Below are 15,018 nucleotides of genomic sequence, written 5' to 3'. Positions count from 1 at the left end.
CATCCATTTGGGAATACTAACTCCAGAAAATATGAGTATTTAGCAGTATGAATAATACTACAGTCAGTATTCCCGGATATTGCATCAGTGAAGAAATTTACAATGGTTCCAGAACGTTGGTATATCGGGGATACCGAGAGATTGACTCATTACCAGTAGTGATTAAACTCCTAAAAAATCCTTATCCGAGTTTTAATGAACTCTTATGGTTTCGCAATCAGTACACCATAGCTAAAAATCTTAACTCACCCTTAATTATCCAAACTTATAGCCTAGAACAATACCAAAATGGTTATGTGTTGGTAATGGAAGATTTTGGAGGGATTTCTCTTAAAGAATGGGGAGTAGGCAGTAGGGAGTGGGGAGTGGGGGGGAGCGTAGAAGCTTTGATAGAGTTTTTACAAATTGCGATCGCGCTATCTAATACCTTAGATATACTCTATCACTCGCGCATTATTCATAAAGATATTAAACCTGCCAATATTTTAATTAATCCAGAAACTAAACAAGTTAAATTAATTGACTTTAGTATTGCATCTTTACTGCCACGAGAAACTCAAACCTTAATTAGCCCCAATGTGTTAGAAGGAACACTGGCTTATATTTCGCCAGAACAAACCGGAAGAATGAATCGAGGGATTGACTACCGCACAGATTTTTATTCTTTGGGCGTAACTTTTTATGAATTACTGGCTGGAAAATTACCATTTCAGTCAGAGGATGCAATGGAAATAGTACATTGTCATATTGCAAAAAAAGCGCCTTTAATACATGATATTAATTCTGAAATCCCATTTATATTCTCAGAAATTGTTAGCAAACTGATGGCAAAAAATCTTGAAGATCGCTATCAGAGTGCTTTAGGATTGAAGTATGATTTAGAAAAGTGCTTGGATCAACTGAAAGAAACAGGGAAAATTGAGAGCTTCCCAATTGGACAACAAGATATTTGCGATCGCTTTATTATTCCTGATAAATTATATGGCAGAGAACCCGAAGTAGAAACCCTATTGCAAGCATTTGAAAGAGTCAGCCAAGGGACAACAGAAATGATGTTAGTTGCTGGCTTTTCAGGGATTGGGAAAACTGCGGTTATCAATGAAGTTCATAAACCGATTGTTAGGCAACGTGGTTGTTTTATCAAAGGTAAATATGACCAATTTAATCGTAATATTCCCTTTAGTGCATTTGTGCAAGCCTTCCGAGATTTAACGGGGCAACTATTGAGTGAAACTGATACTAATTTGCAGCTGTGGCAGGAGAAAATTATCACAGCTTTGGGTGAAAATGCCCAAGTTATTATTGAGGTTATCCCAGAACTTGAACTAATTATTGGTTCCCAACCTCCGGCTGTAGAATTATCTGGAATGGCTGCTCAAAATCGCTTCAATCTGCTGTTCCAGAGATTTATTCAAGTTTTCACGGTACTAGAACATCCCTTAGTGATATTTTTGGATGACTTGCAGTGGGCAGATTCGGCATCACTGAAGCTGATGCAGCTACTCATGGATCAATCCCAGACAGGCTACTTGTTGCTACTTGGGGCATACCGAGATAATGAGGTCTTTCCAGCACATCCTTTAATGTTGACATTAGATGAAATAGGCAATGCGGGAGCCGTCATTAACAACATTATCCTCAGCCCACTGTGTCGAGTAAGTGTAAATCAGTTGTTAGCAGATGCCCTTAATTGTCAACTGGAATTAGCACAGCCATTAACGCAATTGATGTATCAAAAAACCAAAGGAAATCCCTTTTTTACTACTCAGTTTCTTAAGGCACTGCATCAGGATAATTATATTCAATTCAATTTTCAAAGCGGGTATTGGGAATGTAATATTGCCCAAATCAAGCAATTGGCGCTGACAGATGATGTGGTGGAGTTTATGGCACAACAGTTGCAGAAATTAACACCAGCAACTCAGGAGGTTTTAAAACTGGCGGCTTGTATTGGTAATCAGTTTGATTTACATACCTTGGCGATTGTTTATCAACAATCCCAAACCGAAACCGCCGCCGCATTATGGAAAGCATTACAGGAAGGTTTGGTTATACCACAAAGTGAAGTTTATAAGTTTTATGTAGACCAAGAAAATCAAGCTGATAATCAGGAAATAGCTCATGCCATAGCATATAAATTCCTGCATGATCGCGTCCAACAAGCTGCTTACTCACTGATTCCTGAAGATTGCAAACAGATAACCCATATCAAAATTGGCCGCCTGCTGTGGCAAAATACCCCGAAAGCTGAACTAGAAGATCGAATTTTTGCGATCGCTAATCAGCTAAATATTGGGCTTGAACATTTCTATCAACCTCAAGAACGCCATGAACTCGCACAGTTAAATCTCATGGCTGGGAAAAAAGCAAAAGCCTCAACTGCATACAGTTCAGCAATTGCATATTTGAAAATAGGTATCCGATTGCTACCATTTAACCCTTGGGAATCTAACTACAATTTAACTTTAAGCCTGTATAACGAAGCAACCGAAGCTAGTTATCTGTGCGGTGAAATTGACGCAATGGAAAATTTTGCCCAGGAAATTTTACAAAACGCCAAAGCTGTCACAGATACAGCCAATGTATGTGAAGTAAAAATTGAAGCTTACACAGTCCAAGGAAAATTATTGGCAGCGATCGATACAGCTATGCAATTTTTGCAGCCGATTGGTATTGAGTTTCCCAAAGAACCAACAGATGAGGATTTTGTTCTCGCTTTGCAAGAGACTCAAGCTACCTTGAGTGGCAAAACAATTGCTGAATTAGTTGATTTGCCAGAGATAGAGAATCTGGAATTACGTGCAGCCTTGCGTGTCTTAGTTAAAGTAACTACTCCTGCTTATCTAGCAAAACCTGAACTCCATCGCTTATTAGCGCTGAAAGAAGTTGCTCTTTCTATAAAATACGGAAATACTTCCGGTTCTGCCTTTACTTACTCAGTTTATGCACTCATGCTTTGCGGTCAACCAAATAGTATCCCAACAGGTTACGAATTGGGTAAGTTAGCGTTGCAACTGCTGTCCAAATTTCAAAATCAGGAATACCAAGCAAGAGTTGTTTTAGTAGTTCATCATTTTGTTACTCACTGGAAAGAGCATGTAATAACAACCCTCAAACCATTATTACAAGCTTATGCCATTGGGCTAGATACTGGGGATTTAGCGTATGCTGGTTATGCTGCCTACATTTATTGCTTCCAAGGTTACATCGCCGGTCAAGAACTAACCAAACTAGCTAAAGAATTAGAGATTTATGGGGCAGCAATAGAAAAAATTAACCAAAAAATCGCACTCAACTATAACAATATTTATCACCAAGTAGTCTTGAATTTAATTGAGTCAAAAACCACCCCTTGGGAATTAGTTGGTACAGTTTATGATGAAAGGTCAATGCTGACTTTACATGAACAAACTAATGATGGCACTGCTTTATGGCATATTTTTGTTAATAAATTAATTCTTTGTTATCTGTTTCAAAAACTAGATTTGGCGGTGGAATATGCCCTCAAAGCTAAACAATATTCTGGTTCAGGATATGCAATGGTAAACACTCCAGTGCTGAACCTTTATGATTCGCTGTTGCAACTGGCTTTATTTCCTACGTCGTCACCTGTAGAACAACAGAGGACTTTACAACAAGTAGCAGAAAATCAAGACACCATGCAACAATGGGCAAATTATGCACCCATGAATCATCAGCATCGATTCGAGTTGGTGGAGGCAGAAAGGTGTCGGATACTAGGACAAAAAACCGCAGCAATTGAATTTTACGATCGCGCTATTTCTCTTGCTAGAGAAAATGGCTACATCCAAGAAGCAGCACTTAGCAATGAACTGGCTGCTAAATTCTACCTTGATTGGGGCAAAGAAAAAATTGCCCAGGTCTATATGCAAGAAGCTTACTACTGCTATACCAGTTGGGGAGCCAAAAGCAAAGTAGATGACTTAGAACAACGCTACCCAGAACTTCTGCGGCCCATTCTGCAACAAAAAAATCTCAAACTTAACTTGCAAGAAACACTGAGTAACAATGTTGCATTTAATAATATTCATTCTTCAATCCATATCTCAAGTTCCTCCAGCAGCAATTCGGTGCTAGACTTTGGCTCTGTCTTTAAAGCCTCCCAGGCAATCTCTACCGCAATTCACTTAGATGAGCTAATCGAGAAGCTAACTCAGATTATTCTCGAAAATGCTGGTGCTGATCGGTGTGCGTTAATTCTCTTTCAAAATGGCTTATGGGAAGTGCGAGCGATCGCCACCTTAGAAGGTACTATGTTGCAAACAGCACTTTTAGATAATCATCCTGGTATTCCAATCAAACTAATTCAGTATGTGAAAAACACTCTAGAAACAGTTTTGATTGACGATCTCAAAACCCATTTACCTAATGTGATTGGGGAATATATGCGCCAGCATCAACCCAAAAGTGCGCTGTGTATGCCAATTCGGAATCAGGGGCAGTTACTGGGAATTTTGTACTTAGAAAATCAGATAACAATGGGTGCATTTGTAGGCGATCGCTTAGATATACTAGAATTATTAACCAGTCAAGCGGCAATTTCTCTAGAAAACGCCTTACTCTACAACACCTTAGAGCAAAAAGTAGAACAGCGCACCCAAGAACTTCATCACAAAAATCAGCAATTATCCCGTACTCTCCAGGAATTACAACAAACCCAAACTCAATTGATTCATGCTGAAAAAATGTCGAGTTTAGGGCAAATGGTAGCTGGAATTGCCCATGAAATAAATAACCCAATTAACTTTATTTACGGTAATATTACATATTTAAAAGAGTATTTTCAAGATTTACTAGAGGGTATTAATCTCTATCAACAGCAATATCCACAACCTACTACCAAAATTCAAGCTTATCTTAATGATAAAGATTTAAATTACGCAATTCAAGACGTACCAAATCTGCTGGCTTCAATACAGCAAGGTAGTCAAAGGATTCAGAATATTGTCTTATCTCTGCGGAATTTTGCCCGACTAGATGAAGCAGATATCAAAGCCGTCAATATTCATGAGGGTATTGAGAATACGCTATTAATTCTACAACATCGACTCAGTGAAATTGAAATTATCAAAAATTATGCTGATCTTCCACAAGTGAATTGTCACGCCAAACAAATCAATCAGGTAATTATGAATATTTTGAATAATGCCATTGATGCTTTAAATGAAGTCAAAATAACAACTCGTACTATTAAAATACATACCGAATTAAGCAATTCTTTAACTAAGAGTGCGAGTATTCGCATTGCTGATAATGGTATTGGAATTCCTGATGAAATCCGAAAACGAATATTTGATCCCTTCTTCACTACAAAAGCTGTCGGTAAAGGAACGGGATTAGGATTAGCAGTAGCCTACTCCATTATTTCAACTCATGGCGGACAAATTAATTTTGTTTCTAAATTAGGACAGGGGACGGAATTTGAGATTATCCTACCTGTTGGAGGATGAAGGTGGAAAGGTGGAAAGAGAAGGAACAGAATTTATGAGCAAAATTGCAACTGTCTAAAATTTTCCTCTTGTTTATAAACAATTTCATAGATTCTGGGAACACTAAATCTATAAGTATTAAAGATTTAGCAGTATGGATAGCACTCTTGTCAGTATTCCCGGATATCGCATCAGTGAAGAACTTTACAATGGTTCCAGAACGATAGTTTATCGCGGGTATCGAGATGATTCTTTACCTGTGGTAATTAAACTGCTGAAAAATCCTTATCCCAGTTTTATCGAACTGGTACAGTTTCGCAATCAGTACACCATTGCCAAAAATCTTAACTCACCTCTAATCATCCAAACTTATAGCCTGGAACCTTATCAAAATGGCTATGCGTTGGTAATGGAAGACTTTGGGGGGATTTCTCTTAAAGAATGGGGAGTAGGGAGAGACGCGATTAATCGCGTCTGTACAAGGGAGTGGGGAGTGGGGGGAAGCGTAGAATCACTGATGGAGTTTTTACAGATAGCAATCACACTTTGCAACGCCTTAGATATACTATACCGCTCGCGCATTATTCATAAAGATATTAAACCTGCCAATATTCTAATTAATTCCGAAACTAAACAAGTTAAATTAATTGACTTTAGTATTGCATCCTTACTACCACGGGAAACTCAAACACTAATGAATCCCAATGTGTTGGAGGGAACACTTAGTTATATTTCTCCTGAACAAACAGGAAGAATGAATCGAGGAATTGACTATCGGACTGACTTGTATTCATTAGGTATGACTTTTTACGAATTATTGACTGGAGAATTACCGTTTCAATCAAACGATCCGATGGAATTGGTACATTGCCATTTAGCAAAACTTCCAGCATCCCTTCGGGAAGTCAAAAGTGAAGAAATTCCACAAGTCTTGTCAGATATCGTGATGAAATTGATGGCTAAAAATGCTGAAGATCGCTATCAAAGTACATTAGGACTGAAATTTGATTTAGAAAAATGTTTATCTCAACTCCAAGAAACTGGTGAAATTAAAAGTTTCCCAATTGCCCAACGAGATGTGTGCGATCGCTTCATTATTCCTGATAAACTCTATGGACGGGAAACAGAAATAGAAACGCTACTCCAAGCATTTGAAAGAGTTAGCCTGGGTGCAACAGAAATGATGCTGGTAGCTGGTTTTTCCGGTATTGGTAAAACCGTTGTAATTAATGAAGTCCATAAACCGATTGTTAGACAACGTGGTTATTTTATCAAAGGAAAATTTGATCAATTTCAACGGAATATTCCCTTAAGTGCATTGGTACAGGCATTTCGGGATTTCATGGAGCAACTATTAACAGAAAGTGATAGCCAAATCCAGCAATGGAAAAGCAAAATATTAGCAGCTGTGGGTGAAAATGGACAAGTAATTATAGAAGTCATCCCGGAATTAGAAAGAATTATTGGTCAACAACCATCTCTTCCAGAATTATCAGGAAATGCATCACAAATTAGATTTAATTTAATATTTCAAAAGTTTACTCAAGTCTTTACCACTGCCGAACATCCATTAGTGATGTTTTTAGATGATTTACAATGGGCAGATTCAGCATCGCTGAAGTTAATGCAGTTATTAATGGCTGATACAGGACATCTTTTATTAATTGGTGCATATCGTGATAACGAAGTCGAAAAAGCACATCCGTTAATGTTGACTTTGAGTGAGATTGAAAAAACACAAACAACTATTAATACTATTACATTAGCACCACTAAATCAAAGAGAAGTGAATCAGTTAATTGCTGACACACTGAAGTGTTCTGAGGATTTAGCGTTGCCTCTTTCCCTACTTGTATCTCAAAAAACTCAAGGTAATCCATTTTTCGCTACACAATTTATCAAAGCATTACATCAAGATAAACTGATTCAATTTAACTTTGAGTCAGGCTTTTGGGAATGTGACATTGCACAAGTGACGACTCAAGCAGTTACAGATGATGTTATTGCCTTTATGGCATTTCAACTGCAAAGACTACCACAATCAACTCAAAATATCTTGCAGTTAGCTGCTTGTATTGGCAATCAATTTGATTTATCAACTTTGGCAATTGTTTCAGAATCATCAGAAATTGAAACGGCTGCTGATTTGTGGAAAGCTTTGGAAGAAGGGTTACTTTTAACTACTGGTGATGTTTATAAATTCTTTCAACACAGTGAAAATGATTCTGATTCAAAACCTTTCAATTCCAATTACCAAGTTCCAAACTATAAATTTTTACATGATCGCGTTCAACAAGCTGCTTATTCTTTAATCCCAGAAGCTCAGAAGCAGAAGACTCATTTAAAACTAGGTCGGCTACTGTTAAATAATATTTCTATCAGCGAACAAGAAGAGAAAATCTTTCAAATTGTTAGTCAATTGAACCTGGGGTTAGGGTTAATTATTCAACAGAAAGAACGAGATCAACTAGCTGAGTTAAATCTGTTAGCTGGACGGAAAGCTATAGCTGCCACTGCTTACACTGCTGCAATTGAATATCTAACGCTAGGAATAGAACTGCTAACAGCAGATAGCTGGCAAAGTCATTACAATCTTACTCTAGGGCTGTATGAAGATGCAGCAAAAGCAGAATACTTAAACACCAACTTTGAACAGGCTATCAAACTCACAGACCTGATCTTGCAGCAAACTACACAGATGTTGGATAAAGTTAAAGCTTATGAGCTGAAAGTTCAAATTTATATTGCCCAAGATCAGCAAGTTAAAGCCATTGAAACAGGGTTAAAAGCACTAGAGCAGTTAAAAATTGCGTTGAGATCGCCTGATGTAGAACCAGAGAATCGTTTAGCTCAACTACCAACTTTAACAAACTTAGCTAATATTCCAGAAATGACCAATGTGGAATCTCTGGCTGCACTGCGGTTGCTGATTAGTATTACACCTCCTGTTCATCATGTCAAACCGGATATGTTTCCGTCAGTAGCACTGACAAAGCTGCATCTTTGTCTTGAACAGGGACATTCATCTTTGGCTGCTTTTGCCTATGGAAGTTATGGTGTATTTCTTTGTGCTGTAATCGGAGATGTCGATACTGCTTATTACTCAAGTCAAATAGCTTTAAAGCTACTAGAACAATACCAGAGTAAAGAAATCAGTTCAAAAATTTATATGCTTTTTGGTGTTTTTATCTGTGCTTACAAAGAGCATGGTAGAAATACACTCACAGCTTTACGAGAAAGTATCCAGTGTGGGCTAGAAGTTGGAGATATTGAACACGCTAGCTATTCAATGATGGCTGAGTGTACGCATTTATTCTTAATTGGAGAAACTCTAGATGCTGTTGAAGAAAGGCAAACAAAATATATTAATCTACTTTTAAAACTCAAACAAAAACATTGTCTTGATTATGCCCAGGTTTGGAGGCAAGTCACCTTAAACTTACTTGGTCGATCCTCTCACCAATATTATCTGACTGGTGTTGATTTTGATGAGAAAGAAATGCTGCCGCATCTTCACAACACCCACAATCATCAGTCACTATTTGCTATCTATCTTGCTAAAACAGCTATCCTTTATATTTTTGACCAGTATGAAGAGGCTGCAAGCAATGCAGAAAAAGCCACCGAGTATATGAATGGAGCCTTTGGTCTACTCTTAGTTGTGGCACATAACTTTTACTACTCTTTGTGCTTACTTGCAAAGTATTCTAGCTGCGATCGCCAACAAGATCAGCAAGAATCTTGGTTAAATCAGGTAGTTAGCAACCAAAAACTCATGCACTATTGGGCTAGCTATGCTCCTGTTAATTTTCAGCATAAGTATGACTTAGTTGAGGCAGAAACAGCGCGGGTAATGGGAGACAAACTCAAAGCGATGGAATATTACGATCGCGCCATCTCCCTTGCCAAAGCCAATGGCTACATCCAAGAAGAAGCACTTAGCAACGAATTAGCAGCCAAATTTTATCTCGGCTGGCATAAAGAAAAAGTCGCCCAAGCATATATGCAAGAAGCATACTACTGCTACGCTCGTTGGGGTGCAAAAGCCAAAATAGAAGACCTAGAAAAACGCTATCCCCAGCTACTCCAACCCATCCTGCAACAACAACGAATCAACCTCAACTCTTCAGAAACCATTGCTTTTCATGGGACTTCCTCTTCCACTAGCACTTCTAGCGCTGGCAGCACCAGTATTTCTGATGTTCTAGATTTTACCTCTGTCCTCAAAGCTGCTCAAGCTATCTCCAGTTCTCTGGAATTAGATCAACTTGTTGCCAGCCTCACCTGCATTATCCAGGAAAACTCTGGCGCGAAAAAAGCTGCACTAATTCTTCCCCAAGAAGATACTTGGCAAGTTAAGGCAATTACCTCAAATTCCCAGATTGGTATTCAAACCATTCTTGAACCACAATTACTAGACAATTGTCAAGATATTCCTGTAAATATTATCAATTACGTCAAAAATACCAAGCAAACAGTTGTTATAGACAATTGCACAACACATATTATTGGGTTAATCGGGGAATATATGCACCGAACAAAACCCCAGAGTGTATTATGTACTCCGATTATTAATCAAGGGCGTTTGGTGGGAATTCTTTATTTAGAAAATCGACTGACGCAAGGGGTATTTACTAGCGATCGCCTTTCTATCATAAATTTCCTCTGCACTCAAGCTGCAATTTCTTTGGAAAATGCCCAATTATATAATCATCTCCAGGAGCGCGGAAAGTTCTTAAATAGTATTTACGAAGGTGTTGGCTGTCTGATCTTTGTAACTGATATCCGAGACAATGGTAGGTTTGAGTACACAGGATGGAGTAAATCGTGCGAATTAGCGGTTGGTATCTCTGCTTCCCAAGTGCTGGGTAAAACTCCGCAAGAAGTAATCGGTACTGATGAAGGTGCAGCAGTCGAGCAAAAATATCTGTATTGTTTTCAAACCGGAATACCCGTCACCTATGAAGAATATCTCACATTTAATCACCAGAAAATTTGGTGGTTAACCACACTCAGTCCATTAAAAGATGAGATGGGCAAAGTTTATCGCATAGTTGGGACAACTATTAATATTAGCGATCGCAAACAAGCTGAAGAAGGGGTAATAGAAAAATCTCAAGCGCTCGGAACAGCCTTAGCAGATTTACAACAAGCACAATTACAAATTGTTCAGAGTGAGAAAATGTCAGCACTGGGTAATTTAGTTGCTGGAGTAGCCCATGAAATGAATAATCCTTTGGGCTTTATTGCTGCGAGTCTCCAACAAGCTAAACCCACCATTGCTGATATTGTTGAACACTTAAAACTATATCAAGCAAGTCTTCTCAATCCCGATGAGCAAATCAAAGAACATGCCGAAGAAATTGATTTAGATTATACCTTAGAAGACTTACCAAAAATTATTGATTCAATGGTGATAGCGTGCGATCGCCTGAAAAATATCAGCACTAGTTTAAGAACTTTTTCTCGTGCTGATAAAGATTACAAAGTGCCATTTAATATCCACGAAGGTATCGACAGTACGATTTTAATTCTCAAACATCGTCTCAAAGAAAATGAACAGCGTCCAGCAATTGAAGTAATAACTGATTATGCTAAATTGCCCAAAATTGAATGCTTCTCTGGACAATTGAATCAGGTATTTATGAATATTTTGGCAAATGCTATTGATGCGCTGGATGAATCAAATGTGGGAAGAAGTTTTGAGGAAATTAAGTGCCATACCAACCGAATTGCAATTAAAACCTCTTTGGTAAATGAAGGCGTAAAAATTGCTATTGCTGATAATGGTAAGGGGATGAATGAAGAAGTCAAACAAAAGATTTTTGATTACTTATTTACTACAAAAGGTGTGGGAAAAGGGACGGGATTGGGATTAGCGATCGTTCGTCAAATCGTTGTAGAAAAACATGGAGGAGCAATCAAGGTAGATTCTAGACCAGGCGAAGGTACTGAATTTGTGATTCAACTACCTATATAGCATATACCTCAATACAGTTCAGTTAAGTATTTCTTTCTTCTGTCGGTGTTTTCTACCTCAAGGCTTTATGCCCCGCTATGCGCGGCATCGTCTCCCTTTGGGAGAATACCGCGCGGCTTCACCGTGTGCCTACGATAAAAAATTAATCAGGCAAATCAGCGGCACTCTGGATATTTTTTAATATTAAGTCAGGGCTAGTACGTTTAATTAAACCAGTTAGCACTTTACCAGGGCCAATTTCTATTACTTGCTGAATGCCGTTGGCTGGTAATTGTAGAGAAATTTCTCGCCATCTTACAGAACCAGTCATTTGTTTATTCAGACGTTGCTTTAAAACTTCGGCATCAATAGACGCAATTGGTTCTACATTAGACAACACTGGCACAGTAGCTGGCTGAAATTCTACAGATTCTAAAATATCTTGAAATTCTGTAGCTGCTGGTGCTATTAAATGTGAGTGAAATGCTCCAGAAACTTTTAAGGGAATAGCACGCTTTGCTTTAACTTGAGTCATTACCGCTTGTACAGCCTCGGTTGTGCCTGAAATCACCACCTGAGCCGAACTATTATCATTTGCTATCACTACATCAGGCGTTTCGGCAATGACTTTTTCTAACTGTTCGCCATCAAAGTTCATCAAAGCTGCCATCATACCACCGACGGCATTATCCATAAGTTCTGCACGGCGCTTTACTAGATATAAACCAACCGACCATTCAAAGACACCCGCTACATAAAGGGCAGAATATTCTCCTAAACTATGACCAGCCACTAAATCTGGCTGATGTCCTCGTTCTCGGAGAAGATCAGCAAGAATGCTTTCAACTACATAAAGACTTGGCTGAGTGTATAGTGTCTGTGATAACTTTTCTTCTTGGTTTTGACAGATTTCGGTTACAGACCAGCCCAAAATCTCCTCAGCTTTGGCAAGCTTATCTTTAGCCGATGGTATATCTAATAAATCCATTCCCATTCCCAGCGTTTGGGAACCTTGTCCGGGAAACACCCATGCAGTTTTTGTCATTGGTCAATAGTCATTAGTCATTGGTCATTGGTGAAGCCAGTGCGGTCTTGGGGGTTTCCCCCATAAGCAACTGGTGTTAGCGCAGCGTTAGCGAAGCGGTAGCGATAGCGCAGCGTTAGTGAGGAACGAACGTCGGAACGAGCGTCCGTAGGAGCGTCACCCGAAGGGTCATTGGTCATTGGTCATTAACAAAGGACAAATGACTAAGGACAAAATATTTACCTTCCCCATTGGAAAATTGCCGCACCCCAGGTAAGACCGGCGCCAAAGCCGGATGCAGCAATGATGTCATTGGGTCTAATTTTACCTTCCCGCACTGCTTCATCTAAAGCTAAGGGAATGGAAGCTGCGGAGGTATTGCCGTACTGGGCGAGATTACTTATAACTTTATGCTCTGGGACATTCAGGCGTTGAGCAACAGCATCAATAATTCGCTGATTGGCTTGATGCAATAACAGCCAATCTATTTTATCAACACTGAGGTTGGCTTGAAATAAGGCTTTATCAATAATTTCGGGCACTTTTTGCACAGCAAAGCGGTAGACTTCTTTGCCGTTCATGGTAATCGGTTGGTAACCGCCTTTAGTGATATTTACATTGGGAAGTAGTTCTTGGGAAGCGCCTGCATAAGCAAGATTGAGATGATGGTTTTGAGTGCCATCACTTTTAAGAGCAAATCCCAATAAGCGATCGCTTTTATCAGCCTGTAATACTACTGCCCCTGCACCATCACCGAATAATACACAAGTGCGCCGATCTTCCCAATCTACCCAGCGAGAAAGGATATCTGCCCCAATCAACAATACATTTTTATATACACCTGTTCTAATGTATTGGGCTGCTGTAACTAGACCAAACACAAACCCAGAGCAGGCTGCTGTTAAGTCAAAGGCTACTGCGTTGGTGGCTCCCAATTGTGCCTGTACTTGACAAGCACTACCAAACAAATCATCAGGGGTGGAAGTCGCTAGCAAAATTAGGTCTAGGTCTTCTGGTTTAATTCCCGAAGCTGCGATCGCCTGACTGCTGGCGGCAGTAGCTAGCACACTCAAGGATTCAGATGGCAGGGCTAATCGCCGTTGACGAATTCCAGTTCTTGTAGTTATCCACTCATCTGATGTTTCAACTACTTCACTCAATGTCTGGTTGTGTAGGGAAGTTGCTGGTACTGCCGAACCACTTCCGGTAATTGCTACGCCTAAGTTTTGCACTCCTAATCTCCCAAGCTATCAGCTTTTTGTCTTTTGTCCTTTGTCATTTGTCTTTTGTCCTTTGTCATTTGTCCTTTGCCCTTTGTCTTTTGTCCTTTACAAATAACTAATGACCAATGACTAATGATCAATGACTAACCGCTTTCGCGCTCTAGGATATATTGGGACTGAATGCGTTGTAGCACCTGGTTGTCAACAGCTTCTTTTGCCATGCGAATTGCATTAAAAATTGAAGGAGCTTGTGAGCTACCGTGACCGATAAAACAGACTCCTGCCACGCCTAGCAGTAAAGCGCCGCCGTGTTCTGCGTGATCCATGCGCTGCTTAATCCGCTTCAGGTTTGGTTTTAAGAGTGCTGAACCGATTTGACCGTGTAATCCTTGAGGTAATTCTTCCCGCAGAATTTGCAGAATAACTTCTCCAACGGCTTCGGCAAATTTTAATAAAACATTACCCACAAAGCCATCGCAGACAATAACATCAAAACGACCGGAAAGCACATCACGCCCTTCGGCATTGCCAATAAAATTTATTTGAGAATTTTCGCGTAGTAGTTGGTGGGCGCGAACGGCTGCATCATTGCCTTTAGAGTCTTCTTCACCGATATTCAGCAAACCTACCTTCGGTTCAGTTGTATTTAAAACATATTGACTGTAAGCCGATCCCATGACGGCAAACTGCTCTAAAAACTTCGGACGGCAATCTACATTCGCGCCGACATCAAGTACCAACACTGGCTTACCAGCAATAATCGTGGGGAAAACTGTCCCTATGGCTGGGCGGTCAATTCCTGGCAATCGTCCTAAGCGGAGCAAAGCTGATGCCATTGCTGCCCCAGAGTGACCGGCAGAAAACACGGCATCTGCTTTTTGCTGCTTGACTAAATCCATCGCCACATTGATAGAAGCCTTGCGTTTGCGTCTAACTGCATTTAAAGGCTCCTCATCCATAGCGATCGCTTCCTGTGCAGTCACGATCTCCACCTGCCCTAAATTCGTTTTTGGCGGCAAGGCAGCTTCTATTTGTTGAGGATCACCAACTAGTAATATATCTACACCCAATTCTTCCCTTGCTCGCAATGCGCCAGCAACGATTTCACCGGGTGCGTGATCCCCCCCCATTGCGTCAATTGCGATCCTTACGCGAGTCGATGCCATTGCTCACAGTTTCTAGAAACCTTACAAATTTTACCAGATGGCAATGCCCGAAAAAGCTTAACTTTCTGACTGCCAAATTATTTCTGTTACTATTGCAACAATTTTTGCTGGCAAGCTCAAGATAGCACGAATTGTTTGGGAGTAGGGAGTGGGGTATTGGGCATTGGGCATTGGGCATTGGGCATGGGAAATGGTT

At 39.8% G+C, this 15,018-nt stretch carries 6 protein-coding genes; 2 read left to right on the top strand and 4 right to left on the bottom strand.

Translation table 11 applies throughout. From position 1 onward, the window contains the following. Positions 1-47 precede the first annotated feature (47 nt). Positions 48-5,471: an AAA family ATPase gene (locus tag RMY00_RS04350; protein ID WP_322646368.1), complete on the top strand. Its 5,424-nt coding sequence runs from the start codon at positions 48-50 to the stop codon at positions 5,469-5,471. Between the two features lie 133 nt (positions 5,472-5,604). Next, the gene (locus tag RMY00_RS04345) at positions 5,605-11,430 is read left to right on the top strand and encodes an AAA family ATPase (protein WP_322646367.1); all 5,826 of its coding nucleotides are present in this window, start codon (positions 5,605-5,607) and stop codon (positions 11,428-11,430) included. Positions 11,431-11,572: 142 nt separating this feature from the next. Here RMY00_RS04345 and fabD read toward each other — a convergent pair whose 3' ends face one another. From fabD to plsX, 4 genes are all read right to left on the bottom strand, one after another. Beyond that, a complete protein-coding gene (gene fabD, locus RMY00_RS04340; RefSeq protein WP_322646366.1) occupies positions 11,573-12,454 on the bottom strand; it encodes an ACP S-malonyltransferase in 882 nt (293 codons plus the stop codon). Between the two features lie 17 nt (positions 12,455-12,471). Further along, complete coding sequence (locus RMY00_RS04335) at positions 12,472-12,633, bottom strand: hypothetical protein (protein ID WP_322646365.1); 162 nt, start codon at positions 12,631-12,633, stop codon at positions 12,472-12,474. A gap of 39 nt (positions 12,634-12,672) precedes the next feature. Beyond that, a complete protein-coding gene (locus RMY00_RS04330) occupies positions 12,673-13,665 on the bottom strand; it encodes a beta-ketoacyl-ACP synthase 3 (RefSeq protein ID WP_322646364.1) in 993 nt (330 codons plus the stop codon). A 134-nt stretch (positions 13,666-13,799) separates the two neighbouring features. Further along, the gene (plsX, locus tag RMY00_RS04325) at positions 13,800-14,822 is read right to left on the bottom strand and encodes a phosphate acyltransferase PlsX (RefSeq protein WP_322646363.1); all 1,023 of its coding nucleotides are present in this window, start codon (positions 14,820-14,822) and stop codon (positions 13,800-13,802) included. Between the last annotated feature and the right edge of the window lie 196 nt (positions 14,823-15,018).

Source organism: Nostoc sp. ChiVER01, from assembly GCF_034531155.1.
Taxonomy (GTDB): domain Bacteria; phylum Cyanobacteriota; class Cyanobacteriia; order Cyanobacteriales; family Nostocaceae; genus Nostoc.
This window is presented reverse-complemented; position numbering and strand designations above follow the sequence as displayed.